Origin of the sequence: Thermus islandicus DSM 21543 (genome assembly GCF_000421625.1) — a bacterium.
Lineage (GTDB): Bacteria > Deinococcota > Deinococci > Deinococcales > Thermaceae > Thermus > Thermus islandicus.
On record NZ_ATXJ01000004.1, the window covers coordinates 190,294 to 207,696 of the forward strand.

The window sequence follows — 17,403 nt, forward strand, 5'->3', positions numbered from 1 at the left end:
ATTATGGCAGAAGGCGGAAGAGGAGCTCGGCTGCCTCCCCCCGGGAGACCCCCTCCGGACCCCCCACCCCAGCCTCTCCTAGGGCCAGCAGGAGCTGGTTGAGGAGCCGGCGCGCGAGGGGGCGCTGCAGCTCCTCCCGGTAGAGCTCCCTGGCCTTCAGCACCACCCGGAGGTCCTCCTCGAGGCCCTTGGCCCGGTAGTAGTGCTCCAGGTTGGCCAAAAAGTCCCCCAGGAGGATGGGGTCGGCAAGGCCGAGGCTTCCTTTCAGGTAATAAGGTCCGGCGAAGAGGCCCCGCCGGAGGAGGCTCACCGCTTCCCGGAGGCCCCGCCTCCCCTCCTCCGGCCGCCCCTTCTCCGCGGAGGAAAGCCTCGCACCCCGCTCCAGGAGCCGCTTCCGCAGGGCCTCCATCCCGCTTGCGCTCTGGGCGAGCTGGTGAAAGTCCACCAAGGGGGCCTTCTCCAGCCCCGCCTGGGGGGCCTTGCGCAGGAGGGCCGCCGCTACCCCCGCTGCCTCCCCCAAGGCCATCTGCAGGGGCACCACCCGGGCGGAGAAGGCGGCGGCGCTGTCAAACCCGGCCGCCTGGGAGACCACCAGGAGGTTCCGGACCTCCCGCGGAACCAGGGTACGGAAGGGCACGCCGTAGGGGGCTGGGGTGCCCAGGAGGTAGGGGGTTTCCCGGGGGAAGTAGGCCTGGCCGTCCAGGGGGTACCCCCCGAGGGCCACGGCGTCGGGGAAGTTCCTGCCCAGGAGCACCTCCTCGGCCCGGAGGCGGTAGAGGGCCTTCAGGTGGCGGCTTTCCCTGAGGTAGAGGGCCGGGGCCACGCCGGAAAGCCGGGCCGTGCCGAAGACCAGGGGGTCTTTTTCCCGCAAATAGGCCACCACCCGATCGGCCTCCAGAGCCCCCTCGGCCCGGGTGCGCTCCAGGGCCAAGGGATCCGTCCCGTCCACCCCGAAGATCAATAGGGCGTTCACCAGGAGGCTCCCGTCGTCCTGACGGGCCAGGTTGAGGCCGCGGAGGGCGTAGCGGGCGGGGTCGGAAGGAACGTACCCCCGCGCCAGGTCCCCAAACCCCCACCCGCTCCGCCCCCAGGCCCCGGCCCCCGTGCGCCGGACCTGGCCCTCGTAGTTCAAGGCCAAAAGGACCGCCCCCCAGGGGACGCCCTCCAGGCGGAAGACCAAGGTGGCGGCCATGGCCCTCTGGTCCAGCCCCGTGTCCTCCCGCCCCAGGGTGAAGGAGGCCCCGGCGCGGAAGGCCAGCTCGGCGGTGTCCGTGGCGTCCACGAAGTAGAGGGCCGGGTAGGTCCCCTTGGGGGTGGCCAGGGCAAGGAGTCTGGAGCCCTCCCGCTCCAGGCGGTCCAGGGGCTCCTCGAGGCGCACCTCCACCCCGGCCTCCCGGAGCATGGCCCAAAGGCCTCGTTCCGCCTCCTTCACGTCAAAGGAGGCCTCCTGCCCGATGCGGCGGTAGAAGTCCCGGAAGAGGCCGCCCTGCAGGAGGCCCTCGCGGTCCTTGGCCAGGTCCAAGGTGGCGAGCCACCCCTGGGTGAGCACCCCCCCGACGCCCCGCCCGGGCTCCAGGAGGAGGACCTTAAGCCCCTCCTGGGCCCCCGCCACCGCCGCCGCCACCCCCTGCGGCGTGGCCCCGTAGACCACCAGGTCGTACTGGGCCCAGGCCGGGGTCAGGACCAGAAGAAGGAGAAGGAGCGCGCGCATACCCGAAGACCCGGGGCTCCCTTTAGGGCAGGGTCCCCTTGGCCTCCTGGTACTCCGCCACCAGGCGGGCCACCACCTCCTTGGCCGAGGGGATCTCGCGGATGAAGGCCACCCCATGCCCGGCGGAGTAGACCTCCTTCCAGGCCTTGCCCCCACCTTTACGGAAACGCTCCAGGTAATCCCGGAGGAAGTTGGCGGGCACCCCGGTGACCTCGGGGGTGTACAGGATGTCCTCCGGGGTGGCCCTGAGGAGGGCCTCCTTGTACTCCAGGGGGGCCGCCGACTCCCGGGTGGCGATGAAGCGGGTGCCGATGTAGACCCCGTCCCCCAGGGCCAAAGCCGCGAGCACCTGCCTGCCGGTGGCGATCCCCCCGGCGATGAGCACGGGCACCCCCAGCGCCTCCTTGAGCCAGGGGCCGAGGACGAAGGGGCTTACCTGGCCCGCGTGCCCCCCAGCCCCCGAGGCCACGGCCACCAGGGCGTCCGCACCGGCCTCTACCGCCTTTTTCCCGTGGCGAAGGCCCACCACGTCGCACCAGACCACGCCCCCGTAGGCCTTCACCCGCTCCACCACCCGCGTGGGGTCGCCCAGGGAGGTGACCACCAGGGGCACCTTGCGTTCCACCACGGCCTGGAGGTCCTCCTCGAGGCGGGGATTGTCCTTCAGGATGAGGTTCACGCCGAAGGGCACCCGGGGGAAACTCTCCAGGAACTCCCGGAAGGCCTCGTGGGTGCGGAAGTTGAGGCTCGGGATCACCCCGATGCCCCCAGCCTCCGCCACCGCCTGGAGAAGGGGGCCGTTGGACACCAGGAACATGGGCGCGGCCACGATGGGGTAGCGAAGGCCCAGCATCCTCGTGATGGCCGTCTCCATGGGGAGGATTTTACCCGGTTCAAGGATAATCGGGGGGTGGAACCGGAGCGCTCCCTCAAGCTTTCCATCTGGGAAGGAGCCCTTTCCATCCTCTTCCTCAACTGGAGCACCGGGGTGCTCCTCACGGGCTACGCCCTCGTCCTGGGGGCCTCCCCCGGGGCCTTGGCCGCTCTTGGGGGCCTTCCCTTCCTGGCCCAGCTCCTGGCCCCCCTGGCCCTCTTCCTGCGGGGAAGCCGCAAGGCCTTGGCGGCGCGCCTCAACCTCCTTGCCCGGGCCCTCTTCCTGCCCGCGGTCCTCGTCCCCTTCCTGCCCGAGGCCCTCCAGGTACCCAGCCTCCTCCTCTTCGCCGGCCTCTCCCAGCTCCTGGCGGCCCCCGTGGGGGTGCTCTGGCTTTCCTGGATGGCGGACCTCGTGCCTGAGGAGAAGCGCGGGCGCTATTTCGGCCTCCGCAACGCCCTTTTGGGCCTGGTGGGCACCCTGGGCAACCTCCTGGGCGGGGCGGTGGCGGACCGCCTTCCCCCGCCTCTGGGCTACCAGGCGGTCCTCCTCCTGGGGGTGGCCCTGGGCCTTCTCTCCGTGCGCCTCCTCTGGCTCCAGGCGGAGCCCCCGCCCCCCTCCTCCCCCCCTCCCCTCGAGGCCCTCCGCGCCGCCGGGCGGGACCGGACCTACCTCCGCTACCTGCTCTGGGTCTTCGCCTGGTACCTGGCGGTGATGGTGGGGGGGCCCTACGCGGTCCCCTACTTCGTCCAGGTGGGGGGGCTTTCCATGACCCAGGTGGGCCTTTGGACGGTTCTCTCCGCCGTCTCGGGCCTTCTCTTCGGCCCTCTGTGGGGCCGGATGGCGGACCGGGAGGGGCACGGGGCGGTCCTCTTCCGCACCGCCCTGGTGGCGGCCCTGATGCCCCTCTTGTGGCTTGCGGGCTCCCGGGGCTTCCCCTGGCCCATCTGGCTCGCCGCCCTGGCCGATGCCCTGGCCTGGAGCGGCCTGAACACCGCTCTGGCCAACGCCGCCCTGGCCCAGGCCCCCAAGGCCGCCCGGGGAGGCTACCTGGCCCTCTTTTGGCTGGCCCTGGGGCTTGGGGGGCTCGTGGGAAGCCTGGGGGCAGGCGGGCTTGCCCGGCTCAGCTCCGAGCCAAGCCCCTACCACCTGCCCATTCTGGCCTCCACGGTCTTAAGGCTCCTCACGGCCCTGATCCTTCGCCGCCTAGCCCCCTAGCCCCTTGCGGCGCATCTCCCCCCACTGGCCCCGTCGGCGCAGGACCTGGAAGGTGGCCAGGAAGCGCTCCAGGGCCAGGACCTGCCGGTAGCCCAGGACCTCGGCCAGGCTCAAGAAGAGGAGGGCCACCCGGTCCCAAAGCCTGGGGTAGCGCTTGAGGAGGAGGGTCTCCATGCCGATGGCCAGCTGGGAGAGGAGAACCCCGTAGCCCAGCGCCAGGAGCAGAAAGAGGAGGGCGAACTCTACGTTCAAGACGCCGAAAAGGAAAAAGATCGGCAACACCCCATATCCCAGCACCTCCACCACCGGGCCTAAGCCCTCAAAGAGGAAAAAGTAGGGCATGGCCAAGAGGCCTAGACGCCCATAGCGGGGGTTGAAAAGCATGGCCCGGTGCATCCATAGAACCTCCCAGAGACCCCGGTGCCAGCGGTTGCGCTGCCGCCTCAGGGTGGTCCAGTCCGAGGGCACCTCGGTGTAGCAGATGGGGTCGGGGGTGTAGAGGATGCGGTAGTCCCGCCCCTCCTCCCGGGCCCGGCGGTGCAGGCGGACCACGAGCTCCATGTCCTCCCCCACCGTGTCGGTGCGGTAGCCCCCTACCCGCAGGACCTCGGCCCGGCGGAAGAGGCCGAAGGCCCCGGAGATGATGAGCAGGGCGTCCATGGCGCTCCAGCCCGCCCGGCCCATGAAGAAGGCCCGGGCGTACTCAATAATCTGCATTTTTTCAAGAAATCCAGGGGGAAGGTGGAGCTCCTCCACGATCCCTTCGCGCACCCTGGCCCCGTTCAGGGGGCGGATGGTGCCCCCCACCGCCAGGACCCTCTCGTCCTCCAGGAAGAGGCGGCTCGCCCGGAGAAGGGCCTGGGGGTCTAGGAGGCTGTCAGCGTCCACGGCGCAGAAGAGGGGGTAGCGGGCAAAGTTGAGTCCGGCGTTCAGGGCGTCCGCCTTGCCCCCGTTCTCCTTGTCCACCACCAGCAGGTTGGGGTAGAGAAGGGAGCGGTAGACACCGCGGATGGGCTTGGTAGGAAGGACCCTGCGGAAGACCCAGTCCACGCGGACCAGCCTGAAGGCCTCCTGCAGCACCTCGAGGGTCCGGTCCTTGGGCCCATCCGCCACCACGATCACCTCAAACTGGGGGTAGTGGAGGGCCAGGAAGGAGCGCACCGAGGCGGCGATGGTCTTCTCCTCGTTGTAAGTGGGGACCAGGATGGAGACGGGAAGGTAAGCCTCCCGCTCCAGAAGGTCCTTCAGGGAAAGCTCGGAAAGCTCCCTGGCGTAGCGGGCCACCATCTGGAGGCCAAAGAGGGCGAAGGCCGCGTAGAGGAGGTTCAAAAAGGCAAAGTAGTAGAGGACGAAGACCTGGTAGGCGTAGAGGATCAGGGCTACGACCTCCATACCCCCTCCCGGAGCACCTGGGCCGCCATGGCCCGGCCGTAGGGGTCGGGGTGCCTCCCCGCCGCTTCCCGTAAGGCCTGGGCATCCAAGGCGGCCAGAGCCTCCGCCGCCGCCCGGCGCACGTAAAAGGAGGGGTCCTTGAGGGCCTCCCACAGGGCCCTGCGGGCGAGGCCAGGAGGGAGAAGGGGGAAGAGGCGGGCCGCCTGCACCCGCAAAAACTCTTCCCCCTGGCGCAAGAGGGAGAGGACCACCCCCTCGCGGCCGGAAGGCGGGTAGCCCAGGCGGGCGAGGGCCCGGAGCGCGGCCGCTTGAACCTCGGGGTCTTCCGCCTCCAGGAAGGGGAGCACCTTCTCGGCCAGGGCGTGGAGGCGGAGGCGGCCCAGGGCCTCGAGGGCCGCCCAGACCGCCTCCTTGTCCCCCTTCTCCAAAAAGAGGGCCGCCACCGGCGGGGCCCGGTCCTCCAGGAGGAGGAGGGCCTCCAGCAGCGCCCCCCGGGAAAGACCCGAGGCGAGGAGGGCCTGGCCCAGGCGCAAGACCCCCTCGCCCTGGGCCACCCGGGCCCCGGCCCGGGCCGCCGCCAGGCGGAGCACGGGGTCCTGCTGGCCCAGGTAGGGCAGGATGACCTCCAGGGTCTCCGGCAGGCGGGCGAGGCCCAGGGCCTCCAGGGCCTGAAGGCGCTCGGGCCTCGAGGTGAAGCGGCTTCGCAGCCAGTGGGCCCAAGGGGGGCGGGCCCTGCGGATCCAGACCGCCACCTTTTCCCCCATCTCCCCCTTAAGCATCTCCCGCAGGCGGAGCAGGGCCCAAAGGGCGGGCTCCGGCCAGGGGGGAGGCGGAGGGGGCTTGTCGGCGAAGAGGGCCTCGGTGAAGATCCCGAGCCAGCGGGCGAAGGCCTCCTTGTCCCGGGCCTCCTTGAGGGCGGTGTAGGCGTGGTAGAGGAGGATGTACGCCCCCAGCACCAGGAGGATCAGGCCGGTGAGGCCTAGGGCCTGGAAGAGGGCCGCCTGGACCCGGGAAAACTCCGCCCTTTGGAAGAGCCGGGCGGAAAAGGCCAGCACCAGGGCCCCGAGGGCGTAGGCCTCCAGGGCCACCACCAGGAGGACCATGAAGGCGTAAAGCCGCTCACCGCGCCGCCACATACCGCTCCAGGCGGAGGAGGAGCTCCATGGGGCTAAAGGGCTTGGTGAGGTAGTCCTGGGCCCCGAGCCTTAAGGCCTCCAGGACGTGGTGCTCCTGCTTGAGCCCCGAAAGGACGAGGACCGGCGTGTCCCGCCCGAGTTCCTGGCGGAGGTGGCGTAGGAGGTCCAGGCCGAAGCCCCCGGGCAGGTTCAGGTCCAGGACCACCGCATCCCAAGGCTCCGCAAGGGCCTTCCTGCCCAAGGGAAAGTCCTGCACCAAGAATACCTGATGACCTGCCCGCTTGAGGGTCAGCTCCAGCACCCGGGCCACAGTGGGGTCGTCCTCCACCACCAGGATCCGGGCCATGGGGCTATTGTATCCGGGCAAGCAGGGCGCGCACCTCGGGGTCGGGGTTTAGGCGGAGTTCCTCCAGGAGGAGCCCCTTCGCCTCCTCCTTCCTTCCCTCCTCCAGGAGGGCCTTGGCCAGGGTGAAGCGGGCAAGAGGGTAGTCGGGCCTCACCGCCAGGACCTGGCGGGCAAGAAGCTCCGCCTCCTTGGCCCGGCCCAGGGCGAGGAGCACCTCGGCCAGGCCCCAGCGGGCGTCCAGGTTCCCGGGGTCTTGGGCCAGGACCCGGCGGTAGACCTCCTCTGCCTCCCCGTAGCGCCTTAGGTGATAGAGGAGCCTGCCGTAGCGCACGCGGATGTCGGGGCTATCCAGGAGGGCGAGGGCCCTTTCGTAGAGGGGCTTGGCCTCCAGGTAGCGGCCCTGGAGGTAAAGGGCAAAGGCGAGCTCCCCAAGGGCCTCGGCATCGTCGGGAAAGGCGGCCACGGCCCGCCTGAGGTGGGCCTCCGCCCCCTTGGGGTCCTGGGGCAGGCGGCGCTTGCCCTCGTAGAAGCTCTTCCTTTCCCGGAAGGGGACGGGGTCGGAGGGGAAGCCCTCGAGGCCCACCTCGTCCAGGGCGAAGGCCCGCACCTCGGCGAGACGGTCGGCCTGGGGGCGGTAGGTGAAGGAGCCCTCTACCGTCTTGGCGGAGAGGACCACCCGCCCCCCGCTTCGCACCTCCACCCGGAAGCCGCGCGCCCCCTGCGGGCCCACCAGGCGGAAGACCACCTCGCCCGCCTCTCCCGGGGCCGGGCGGACCAAAGGAGGGGGAAGGAGCTTCCGCCTCTCCTGCGTGCCCAAAACCGCCCCCTCCCCGGCGGGAAGCCGCTCCTTCCCCAAGGCTACCTGACCCTGGTAGAGGGAAAGCCGCGCGCCCCCCTCCCGTGAAAGGCGGAGGTGGGTGCCCAGGGGCCGCACCCCTCCTTCGGGGGTGGAGAGGAAAAGGGGCACGGGGGCCTTCCGCACCGCCTCCACCCCGCCCCCTTCCAGGGTGATCCGCACCCGCTCTCCCCCACCCCAGAGGCTCCGCCAGCGCCTCGCCTCCCCCCGGGCGTCCGGGCTGAAGGCGAGCTCCAAGCCCTCTAGCCGCACCACCTCCCCGGCGGGCACCTCCCCGAAGGCCCTGCCCCCCAAGGGGGCGGGAAAGAGGGGAAGCCGGGTGAGGGCCAAGAGGAGAAGGAGAAGGAGCAACAGCCTTCCCACGGGGGGCCGCTCCCCGGGCCTCGGCCGGGGCAGGAGGAGGAGGAAGGTGCTCCCCCGGCCCAGGCGGCTTTTCAGGCGCACCTCCCCCCCGTGGGCCTCGAGGACCCGCTTCACCAGGGCAAGCCCAAGCCCACTCCCCTCCACCCCTCCCCGGGTGGAGGCCCGGTAGAAGGGCTCAAAGACCTTGGCCTGTTCCTCCTTGGGGATCCCGGGCCCCGTGTCCGAGAAGGCGAGAACGTACCGGTCCGTCCCGAGGAGGAGCCTCACCGAAACCCTTCCCCCCTCGGGGGTGTATTTAACGGCGTTGTTTAAGACGTTCAGGACCGCCTGGTAGAGCCAGTCCGGGTCCCCGTAGACCCAGGCCTCCCCCTTGGGCAGGGTGAGGCGGAGGGCTATGCGCTTCCTCCGGGCCAAGGGCCGCACCTCCTCCGCCGCCTGGCGGAGGAGGGCCTTCAGGTCCACCCGCTCCGCCTTCAGCCGGACACCCTGGCCAAGCCTCAGGTAGTCCTGAGCCTTGTCCAGAAGCTCCCGGATGCGCCGGGCACTCCTTTCGGCGATGTCCAAAAGCTCCCTGGCCTCCTGGGGCAGGTCCTCCGTTTCCAGAAGCTCCAGGGCCCCGAGGATGCTCATGAGGGGGTTTTTGATCTCGTGGAGGAGGAGGCGCAAAAGCCGCGCCCCCTCGTCCTGGGCCTTGAGCAGGGCGAGCTCCCGCTCCTTGAGGGCCAGGAGCTCCCCGAAGGCCCGAAGGAGGAGGCGGAGGGCCTCCTGGGTCTCCTTGGCCGGGGGTCTCGGGCTCTCCCAGTAGAGGGCAAGCTCCCCCTCCTCCAAAAGCTTTTCCCCCTTAAGGGGGCCCTCGGGGAGCACCCTTCCCCGGAAGACCACCCGCACCGGGTAGCGCCTCAGGAGCTCCGCGAGGAAGGCGAGGTCTTTGGGGAGGTGCTGGACCACGGCTAAAGGCTAAGGCCTGCCCGTGAAAACCCTGTGAACGCCTAGGGCTTGGGCGCCATCACCACCAGGAGGAGGGCGGGGCTTGCCGACTCGTTGCGCACCCCGTGGGGCGCCTGAGCCGGTGCGAAGGCGGCCATGCCCGGGGCCAGAAGGGCCTCCTCCTCCCCCACCCGCACCACCACCTCTCCCTCGAGGACCACGTAGACCTTGTCCGAACCCTCGTGGGCGTGCACCCTCTGGGCCTGCCCAGGGAGGAGGGCGTAGAGGTCCAGGAACATGTGCTCCGAATCAAAGACGGGAATCTTCAAAAGCCTCTCCTCGGAGAACCGGGCAAGCTTCTTCAGATCGCGGATTTCCATGGCCCAAGTGTACTTGACGGAAGGGCGGCCAAGGGCTAGACTAACCTTTGCGCGCCGGGGAGTAGCGCAGCCTGGTAGCGCACACGCTTGGGGTGCGTGTGGTCGTCGGTTCAAATCCGGCCTCCCCGACCAAAGCAAGGCCCCGCCACAACGCGGGGCTCTTTCCTTTTCCCTAAGCCCGGCCCACCGTACCCATGAGGGCAAACTTCTCGCGGATCACCTGCTTCAGGTAGTCCCGCCCCTTGCCCAGGATCTTGCGGGGGTCGTACTCCTTGGGGTTTTGCGTCACCACCTCCCGTATCCCCAGGGTCATGGCCAGGCGCAAATCCGTGTCTATGTTGATCTTAGCGATGCCGTTGGGGATGGCCCTTTGGATGTCCTCGTCGTGGATGCCGGTGGCCTCCTTGAGCTCGGCTCCCGTGGCGAGAAGCCTCTCCTTAAGCCACGTGGGCACCCCGCTCGCCCCGTGGAGGACCAAGGGGATGGAAACCCGTTTGGCGATCTCCTCCAGGCGCTTGTGGTCTATGTAGGGCCTTCCCCTCCCCTTGTAGGCCCCGTGGCTGGTGCCGATGGCGATGGCCAGGTAATCTATCCCCGTCTCCGCCACGAAGCGCTCGGCCTCCCCGGGGTCGGTGAGGAAGGCCTCGGCCTCGGAGACCTGGACGTTGTCCTCAATCCCCTGGAGACGCCCCAGTTCTGCCTCCACGCTCACCCCCACGGCGTGGGCCGCCTCCACCACCCTTTGGGTCTCCCGCACGTTCTCCTCAAAGGGATGGTGGCTGGCGTCTATCATCACGCTGGTAAAGCCCGCCCTGAGGGCCTGCATGACCATCGGGAAGTCCGCCCCGTGGTCCAGGTGGAGGACCACGGGCACGCGCACCCGGCCCGCCATGTCCTTCACCAGGTTGGCCAGGGTCTCCATGCCGGCGTACTTGCGGGCCCCGTCGGAAACCTGGATGAACACCGGGGCCCTAAGCTCCTCGGCCACCTCGAGGATGGCCTGGGTGATCTCCAGGTTGTTGGTGTTGAAGCTGGGCACAGCGTAGCCTTCCCGCCTCGCCTTGTCCAAGACCTCCTTACCTGTCACCAAGGGCATAGATGGCCTCCTTCAGCGCTTTTAAGTTCTCTGCCACCGGGCGGCCGTTAAAAAGGGCGCTTCCCGCCACGGCCACGTCGGCCCCTGCCCGGTAAACCTCGGCCACGGTCTGCCGGTTCACGCCCCCGTCCACCTCAATCAGGCAGCCTGGGTTCAGGCGGTCCCGCATCTCCTTGAGGCGCTTGAGCCTGGCCGTGGCGGTGGGGATGTACCGCTGGCCGCCAAACCCCGGGTTCACGCTCATGAGGAGGGCGAGGTCCAGCTCGGGAAGGAGGGGCTCAAAGGCCTCTAGGGGGGTCCCAGGGTTCACGGCGAGCCCCGCCTTTTTCCCCAGCTCCTTCACCCGCTCCACCGCCCGGTGCGGGTGGTAGGTGGCCTCAAAGTGCACGGTGATGTGGTCCGCCCCGGCTTGGGCGAAGTCCTCGAGGTAGCGCTCCGGCTGCACGATCATGAGGTGAACGTCCAAAGGAAGGTCCGTGACCCGCCGCACCGCCTCCACGAGGAGAGGCCCGAAGGTGAGGTTGGGGACGAACAAGCCATCCATCACGTCCAGGTGGATCCAGTCCACCCCCGCCGCCTCCGCCTCCGCTATGGCCTCCTTCAGCCTCGTCAGGTCCGCCGTGAGAATGGAGGGCGCGAACTTTAGCATCCTTCCCCCTAGGCCACCCGCAGGTGCCCCCGCTCAATGGCCAGCTCCCGCATCTTAACCAGGTAGTAGGCGATGATGAGCTGGGTCAGGGCCAGGGGGTAGCTCTGCCCCGCCCTATCCCAGAAGGTGCCCACCAGGCTGGGGTCAAAGTGCTCTGCGTGGGGACCCAGGTGCTCCCAGACGATCCTTTCAAAGGCTTGGGCCCTCTCGGGGGAAATGTTTCCGGTGATGTCCAGGATGTCCGCCTCCTTGCGGGTTTCCAGGCGGACGAGGGCCTCGTCCTCGTAGGCGGAATGCAGGACCTCCGAAAGGTCCATCCGGGGCAGGGTGTGCTTGAGGGTGATGCGCACGTTAAGGGTGCTGGGGTTTTCCGGGTCGTAGCCAGGGGGACGGTAGAAGCGGACCACGATGTCCGCGTGCTCCTTCTGGGGCCAGATGAAGGCACGAGAGTCGGGCATGCGCCGCTCTATATCGGCCAAGACCTCCTCCGGGGTGTAGCCCCGCTTGGCCACATCCCGTTTCACCTTCCACTCCCGCCTAAGCTCCTCCTCAGGGTCCAGGTAGACCATCAGGTGGTACCGCCCCCTCAGGGCAGGGGAGTACAGGGTGAGGAGGCCTTCCAGGATCACCACCCTCGGGATAAGCCGCCCCCCTTCCTCCACCGCCCGTGGGGCAGGTACATATACCGGCGGGTCAAAGGTGCCGGTGGAGTGGTTATAGACCGGCTTCAGAATGGGCTCCCCCTCCGCCAGGAGCCGCACGTGCTGCTCCATGATGTCCAGGTAGTTGCACTCGGGGTTCAAGGGGGTGATGCCCAGCTGCTTGCGCTGCTTGCGGTCGTACCTGTGGTAGTCGTCCACGCAAATCCGGGTGGTGCGCTCCTCCCCCAGAAGCCGAGCGATGCCTGCGGAGAGGGTGGTCTTCCCCGCCCCCGAGTCCCCGGCAATACCCAACATGAAGGGCCTATGTGGCATCTTCCGCCTCCTTCCTCTCCCTAAAGACGGAGCTTTGGTAGATGTCCTCCGCCTCCAAGGTCATGAGCTCCTCCGGGGTCACGGGGCCCGCCTTCTGGTAGAGGCGGTAGGCCTGCCGGAGCTTGAAGCGGTCTAGCGCGTTGCGCACGCTCCGGGCATAGGCAAAGTTAGGCAGGGCCATCCGCCTCTCCAGGTACTCCCGGAAAGCCCCCTCGGCCTCCGGGCTAAGGCGGTAACCCTGCCTCTCCAGCATGAGGAGGCCGATGCGGTAGAGCTCCTCTAGGCTGTAGGGGGGGAACTCTATGTGGTGGGCGATGCGGGAGCGCATACCCGGGTTAAGGGCGAAAAACTCCTCCATGCGGTCCTTGTACCCGGCCAGGATCACCACCAGGTCCTCCCGCTGGTTCTCCATGACCTGGAGGAGGATCTCCAGGGTTTCTTGCCCGTAGTCCCGCTCGTTTTCTGCCCGGTAGAGGCTGTAGGCCTCGTCGATGAAGAGGACCCCCCCCATGGCCCGCTTCAATACCTCCTTGGTCTTGGGGGCTGTGTGGCCGATGTACTGGCCCACCAGATCGTCCCGGCTCGCCACCACCAGGTGGTCCCGGCGAATGTAGCCCAGCCGGTGGAGGATGGTGGCCATGCGGAGGGCCACGGTGGTCTTTCCGGTGCCCGGGGGGCCCACGAAGGCCATGTGGAGGGTAGGGCGGTCGGAAACCAGGCCCAGCTCCCGGCGGAGCCGGTCCACGGAGAGGTAAGCGGCGATCTCCCGGATGCGCCGCTTTACGGGGGCAAGGCCCACCAGCTCCCGGTCCAGCGCTTCCAGCACCGCCTCTATCTCCGGGTTTTTCACCACCGCGAGGCCTTTCGGTTCCATGATCCTCCTTTGGGGAAGAGGAGGGCCGGAAAGGCCCGGCCCTCCTTGGGTTCCGGCCTTACTCCTCCCGATAGCGCTCCCCTTCTGGCTTCTGGGTGGCGTAGGGTTCCAGGGTGTACTTGAGCCTCCTGCCGTCGCTCCAGAGGGTGCGGTGGAGGCGGAAGCCCGGCTCCTCCGCCCTGGGCCTGTGGGCGATGAAGGAGACCCGCTGGGCCTGCCACATGGGGGAGGGGTCGTAGCCGTTCACCTTGATGTAGTGGTGGGGGAAGGCCTCCCGGCACTTCCTGAACTCGTACATGGCCGGGGCCGGGTCCTCCAGGTCAAACATGGGCAGGCCCCACATGTTCCAGTAGACGTTGTAAGGGCTGGGATCATCGGTGTACTCAATGGACACCGCCCAACCGTTTTGGAGGATGTAGCGGATCTGGGCCTCGATCTCCTCGTCAGTGAGGTCCGGCAGATAGGAAAAGGTCCCTTGGGTGATCCTCATGGCTTCCTCCTCTAGCTCGGGGTAGGCAGGGCATCCGGGGTGTCGGTGGAAGCGAAGTCAAAGGTGACGCTCCCCCAGGTCTCCAACGCGGCGGCCAGGGCAGGGGAGTGCTGGGCCGCCTTCTTCAGGATCTCGGGCCCCTCGGCCAGGATGTCCCGGCCTTCGTTTCTGGCCTTGACCATGGCCTCGAGGGCCACCCGGTTGGCCGTGGCCCCTGCCTGGATGCCCATGGGATGGCCGATGGTGCCACCCCCAAACTGCAACACCACGTCGTCTCCAAAAAGGGAGAGGAGCAGGTGCATCTGGCCGGCGTGGATGCCCCCCGAGGCTACGGGCATGACCGCGGGCAGGTAGGCCCAGTCCTGGTCAAAGAAGATGCCCTTTACGGGATCGGCCCTGACATACTGCTCCCGGAGGATATCGTAGTACCCCCGCACGAGGTTGGGATCCCCCTCCAGCTTCCCCACGGCGGTGCCCGCGTGGATGTGGTCCACCCCCAGCATGCGCATCCACTTGGCCAGAACCCGGAAGTTGATGCCATGGTTTTTCTGCCGGGTAAAGGTGGCATGGCTGGCCCGGTGGAGGTGGAGGATCATGCCGTTTTTGTGGCACCAGTTGGAAAGGCTCTGGAGGGCCGTATAGCCCATGGTGAGGTCCGCCATGATGATGATGGACCCTATTTCCTTAGCGAACTCCGCCCGCTCGTAGACCTGCTCCATGTCCGGAGCGGTGACGTTCATGTAGTGCCCCTTGCGTTCCCCGGTCACCTGCTCCGCCTTCATTACCGCCTCCTGGGCGTAGAGGAAGCGGTCCCGCCAGCGCATGAAGGCTTGGGAGTTGATGTTCTCGTCGTCCTTGGTGAAGTCCAGCCCTCCGGCCAAGGCCTCGTAGACCACCCGGCCGTAGTTTCGGCCAGAAAGCCCCAGCTTGGGCTTCACCGTGGCCCCGAGGAGGGGGCGGCCGTACTTGTTCAGCATGTCCCGCTCCACGGGGATGCCGTGAGGGGCCCCCTTGAAGGTCTTGAGGTAGGCCACGGGGATTCGCAAGTCCTCAAGCCGCAGCGCCCTCAAGGCCTTGAAGCCGAAGACGTTGCCGATGATGCTGGAGGTCATATTGGCGATGGAGCCTTCTTCAAAAAGCGCCAGGTCGTAGGCGATCCAGGCAAAGTACTGCTCGGGGTTACCGGGAACCGGCTCTACCCGAAAGGCCTTGGCCCGGTAGCGGTCCAGGTAGGTGAGGCGGTCCGTCCAGACCACGGTCCACGTGGCGGTGCTGGACTCCCCAGCCACCGCAGCGGCCGCCTCTTCGGGCTCCACCCCAGGCTGAGGGGTCACCCGGAAAAGGGCGATGGTGTCGGTGTCCTTAGGCTCGTAGTCGGGGTCGTAGTAGCCCATCTCCTTGTACTCCAAGACCCCCGCCTTGCTGTACTTGCCTTTGCCCGCGTACTGGGTTGCCATACCTCCCACCCCCTCAGTAGGCCACGGGGCTGATGCCCCGAAGCTTCTCAAGCCGATGCCAGGCCTCCACCTTGCGGAGGGTACCCGTGGCCCCACGGATCACCCAGCTTTCCGTCCACGCCTGGCCTTTCCCATAGCGCACCCCCCGAAGGAAGGGACCGTCGGTGATGCCCGTGGCGGCGAAGTGGGTGTCCTCGGCTTTACATAGTTCATCTAATGTGTAAACCTTGTCCAGGTCAAAACCCGCGTGAATCAGGTTCCAGCGCTCCTCCTCACCCTGAGGATCCAGGCGCATCTGCATCCCACCCCCTAGGGCCTTGACCGCCACCGCAGCCAGCACCCCCTCTGGGGTACCTCCCGTGCCCATGAGCACGTCCACCCCGGTGTCGGGAAGGACGGCGGCCAAGGCGCCGGCCACGTCCCCATCGGTTTGCAGGCTCACGCGGGCCCCCGCCAAACGGATCTCCTCTATGAGCCGGGCATGCCTGGGCTTGTCCAAAACAAAAACGGTAAGCTCCCGCACCTCTTTCCTCAGGGCCTTGGCGATCGCCCTCAGGTTCTCCGCCACGGAGGCCCGGAGGTCTATGGCCTCCCTGGCCTCAGGCCCCACCACCAGCTTGGCCGCGTAGAAGCCGGGCCCGGGGTTGAAGAGGGCCCCCTCAGGGGCTGCGGCGATGGCGCTGATGGCCCCAGGCCGCCCCAGGGCGAGAAGCCTGGTGCCCTCCACGGGGTCCACGGCCAGGTCCCAAAAGGGACCCTCCCCCTGGCCCAGCACCTCCCCGTTGTACAGCATGGGGGCCCGGTCCTTTTCCCCCTCCCCGATCACCACCCGGCCCCGAAAGTCCAAGGTGTTGAGCAGGAGGCGCATGGCCTCCACCGCCGCCCGGTCCCCGGCCTCCTTGTCCCCCCGGCCCACGTGCCGGGCCGAGGCCAACGCAGCGGCCTCTGTGGCCCGCATGAGGTCCAGGCCGAGGTTGCGCGTGGGCATAGCCATGCGCTTACCTTAGGGGGGGAAATCTATTATTGCAATCATATGCTCAGCCATTTACTATAAGCACATGCTCATATCCAAAGGCGCTAAACTCCCGAACCCTGCCGCATTACGGGTCTTCGTGACGGTGGTGGCGGAGGGGGGAGTGGGCCGGGCGGCCTTGGCCCTGGGGATCACCCAGCCCGCGGTAAGCCAGTACCTGCGGACCCTGGAGGAACAGGTAGGCCATCCCCTCTTTGAACGGCAGGGACGGCACTTGGTCCTCACCCGGGTAGGAGAGGCCCTGCTCCCCGAGGCCCGGCGGGTGGTGCAGGCCCTGGAGGAGTTCCAGCGCATTTCCCAGGCCATGGGGCGGCTGGAGCTGGGCGAGGTAACCCTGGGGGCTGCTACCACCATGGCCACCTACGTCCTCCCCCTTTTCCTCAAGAAGTTCCACGAGGCCCACCCCGGGGTGCGGGTCCACGTGGAAAGCGGAAGCTCCGAGCGCCTGGCAGAGCGCCTCCGGCTTGGCGAGCTGGAGCTAGCCGTCCTGGAAGGGGTGGAGCGGTGGGAGGGGTACGAGCGCCACCTCTTCTACGAGGACGAGCTGGTGCTCATCGTGCCCCCGGAACATCCTTGGGCAGCCCGGGAAGGGGTGCCCCCCGAATGGCTGAGGGAGGAAACCCTGGTGGTGCGCAAACCGGGCTCCATGACCTGGCGGGTGCTGGAAAGGGCCTTTGAACAGGCGGGGTTGGAGTTAAACCCCACCTTTTACACGGACAACAACGAGGTCACCAAGCGGCTGGTGATGGCGGGCGCAGGGGTGGGCATCGTGAGCCGGGTGGTGGTCCAGCCCAACCTGAAGGTGGGGAACCTCAGGGCCCTCAGGCTTGCCCCGCCGGTGGGCGAGATCCGGCGTTACTTCTGGCTGGTCCACCCTAAGGCGGTGACGAATCCCGCAGCCCAGGCTTTGATTGACCTCCTACGGGCCTGACCCAGCGTATGGCCAGGGCAAAGGCCAGCACCATGAATGCGAGGAGGCCAAGCTCGGCCAAGGCCGCCAGAAAGGCGGGCTCTTTGAGGTCAAACTTCTCCAGTGCCTCAGCGGTTAGGACCAGCACCCGGCGGATGGCCGCGATGATGCCGATGACCAGGAAAGGCGTGGCCTCGAGGCCCCCTTCCCGGGCAAAGCGAACCAAGGTGTAGAGGATCTCCGCCAGCATCAGGGAGAGGAGCACGCGGTCCAAAAGCCCCAAGGCCACCCTTCCATAGTCCCCCTGCCAAAAGTGCTGGATCCCCTCCGTCAGGGTGGTGAGGAGGAGGAGGGCAGCTCCCGCAGCGATCAGGAACCCGGCGAAGAGGTAGATGATCGTCTCCGTGGCCTGAAGGATGCGCAAAGCGGTCCCTCTCATCCCGTCAGTCTACATCGTTCAGGTAATTCATCTCCCCGTGCTCTTCCAGAAAGCGCTTCATCTCGTAGGGGGAACGCACCTCGGAAAGATCGGACTTGGGTCCCTCCATCCAATGGGGCAGGGCGGCGGGGGGCGGGGACTGGAAGCCGTAGAAATAATAAAGGGCATAAAAACCCCGCTCGTCCTTCAGCACCACGGCGTCCCCATACCCGTCCTCTAGCACCTTTACTGCCATGGCCTTTGCCTTAGCGAAGGGCAGCTCATCGTACTCCATACCCCCT

18 protein-coding genes and 1 tRNA gene are annotated in these 17,403 nt (G+C 67.7%); 3 read left to right on the forward strand and 16 right to left on the reverse strand.

Going from position 1 to position 17,403, the window contains the following annotated elements; genetic code table 11:
* Position 1: 1 nt before the first annotated feature.
* Entirely contained in the window at positions 2-1,711 is a 1,710-nt protein-coding gene (locus H531_RS0106215) for an FAD-dependent oxidoreductase (protein ID WP_022798495.1), read from the reverse strand.
* 22 nt (positions 1,712-1,733) lie between these two features.
* On the reverse strand, positions 1,734-2,585 hold the full coding sequence (locus tag H531_RS0106220) for an NAD(P)H-dependent flavin oxidoreductase (protein ID WP_022798496.1): 852 nt from the start codon (positions 2,583-2,585) through the stop codon (positions 1,734-1,736).
* 36 nt (positions 2,586-2,621) lie between these two features.
* Between H531_RS0106220 and H531_RS0106225 the strand changes: the two genes are divergently transcribed.
* Entirely contained in the window at positions 2,622-3,800 is a 1,179-nt protein-coding gene (locus tag H531_RS0106225) for an MFS transporter (RefSeq protein WP_022798497.1), read from the forward strand.
* Here the strand turns inward: H531_RS0106225 and H531_RS0106230 are convergent.
* The 5 genes from H531_RS0106230 to H531_RS0106250 are packed head-to-tail and all read right to left on the reverse strand — an operon-like array spanning position 3,789 to position 9,200.
* Complete coding sequence (locus H531_RS0106230) at positions 3,789-5,192, reverse strand: glycosyltransferase family 2 protein (RefSeq protein WP_022798498.1); 1,404 nt, start codon at positions 5,190-5,192, stop codon at positions 3,789-3,791. The genes H531_RS0106225 and H531_RS0106230 overlap by 12 nt on opposite strands.
* Positions 5,180-6,328: a HEAT repeat domain-containing protein gene (locus tag H531_RS15090; protein WP_022798499.1), complete on the reverse strand. Its 1,149-nt coding sequence runs from the start codon at positions 6,326-6,328 to the stop codon at positions 5,180-5,182. Before H531_RS15090 ends, H531_RS0106230 begins: the two co-directional genes overlap by 13 nt.
* Positions 6,312-6,674 (reverse strand): response regulator transcription factor, encoded by a 363-nt coding sequence (locus H531_RS0106240; protein ID WP_022798500.1) that lies wholly within the window; start codon positions 6,672-6,674, stop codon positions 6,312-6,314. The genes H531_RS15090 and H531_RS0106240 overlap by 17 nt, the downstream gene beginning before the upstream one ends.
* A 4-nt stretch (positions 6,675-6,678) precedes the next feature.
* Positions 6,679-8,841, reverse strand: a complete 2,163-nt coding sequence (locus H531_RS0106245; protein WP_022798501.1) for an ATP-binding protein — start codon at positions 8,839-8,841, stop codon at positions 6,679-6,681.
* 41 nt (positions 8,842-8,882) lie between these two features.
* Positions 8,883-9,200, reverse strand: coding sequence for a cupin domain-containing protein (locus H531_RS0106250; RefSeq protein WP_022798502.1), 318 nt, complete (start codon positions 9,198-9,200; stop codon positions 8,883-8,885).
* Positions 9,201-9,255: 55 nt separating this feature from the next.
* Here H531_RS0106250 and H531_RS0106255 point away from each other — a divergent pair.
* Positions 9,256-9,332: transfer RNA gene (locus tag H531_RS0106255), tRNA-Pro, on the forward strand.
* Positions 9,333-9,372: 40 nt separating this feature from the next.
* Here H531_RS0106255 and fba read toward each other — a convergent pair.
* The 7 genes from fba to glpX are packed head-to-tail and all read right to left on the reverse strand — an operon-like array spanning position 9,373 to position 15,728.
* On the reverse strand, positions 9,373-10,296 hold the full coding sequence (gene fba, locus H531_RS0106260; protein WP_022798503.1) for a class II fructose-1,6-bisphosphate aldolase: 924 nt from the start codon (positions 10,294-10,296) through the stop codon (positions 9,373-9,375).
* Positions 10,277-10,945, reverse strand: a complete 669-nt coding sequence (rpe, locus tag H531_RS0106265) for a ribulose-phosphate 3-epimerase (RefSeq protein ID WP_022798504.1) — start codon at positions 10,943-10,945, stop codon at positions 10,277-10,279. Before rpe ends, fba begins: the two co-directional genes overlap by 20 nt.
* 8 nt (positions 10,946-10,953) lie before the next feature.
* Entirely contained in the window at positions 10,954-11,919 is a 966-nt protein-coding gene (locus H531_RS0106270; RefSeq protein ID WP_022798505.1) for a phosphoribulokinase, read from the reverse strand.
* Entirely contained in the window at positions 11,909-12,793 is an 885-nt protein-coding gene (locus H531_RS0106275; protein WP_022798506.1) for an AAA family ATPase, read from the reverse strand. Before H531_RS0106275 ends, H531_RS0106270 begins: the two co-directional genes overlap by 11 nt.
* A gap of 58 nt (positions 12,794-12,851) precedes the next feature.
* Positions 12,852-13,283 (reverse strand): ribulose bisphosphate carboxylase small subunit, encoded by a 432-nt coding sequence (locus H531_RS0106280; protein WP_022798507.1) that lies wholly within the window; start codon positions 13,281-13,283, stop codon positions 12,852-12,854.
* An 11-nt stretch (positions 13,284-13,294) separates the two neighbouring features.
* Positions 13,295-14,740 (reverse strand): form I ribulose bisphosphate carboxylase large subunit, encoded by a 1,446-nt coding sequence (locus H531_RS0106285; RefSeq protein ID WP_022798508.1) that lies wholly within the window; start codon positions 14,738-14,740, stop codon positions 13,295-13,297.
* Between the two features lie 13 nt (positions 14,741-14,753).
* Complete coding sequence (gene glpX, locus H531_RS0106290; RefSeq protein ID WP_022798509.1) at positions 14,754-15,728, reverse strand: class II fructose-bisphosphatase; 975 nt, start codon at positions 15,726-15,728, stop codon at positions 14,754-14,756.
* A 70-nt stretch (positions 15,729-15,798) separates the two neighbouring features.
* Here glpX and H531_RS0106295 point away from each other — a divergent pair, with 70 nt between their 5' ends.
* The gene (locus H531_RS0106295) at positions 15,799-16,704 is read left to right on the forward strand and encodes a LysR family transcriptional regulator (protein ID WP_022798510.1); all 906 of its coding nucleotides are present in this window, start codon (positions 15,799-15,801) and stop codon (positions 16,702-16,704) included.
* Here H531_RS0106295 and H531_RS12880 read toward each other — a convergent pair.
* Together H531_RS12880 and H531_RS0106305 are read right to left on the reverse strand one after the other, a co-directional pair.
* Positions 16,649-17,122, reverse strand: coding sequence for a phosphate-starvation-inducible PsiE family protein (locus H531_RS12880; protein WP_022798511.1), 474 nt, complete (start codon positions 17,120-17,122; stop codon positions 16,649-16,651). The genes H531_RS0106295 and H531_RS12880 overlap by 56 nt on opposite strands.
* Positions 17,123-17,126: 4 nt before the next feature.
* Entirely contained in the window at positions 17,127-17,396 is a 270-nt protein-coding gene (locus H531_RS0106305; RefSeq protein ID WP_022798512.1) for a hypothetical protein, read from the reverse strand.
* Positions 17,397-17,403 lie beyond the last annotated feature (7 nt).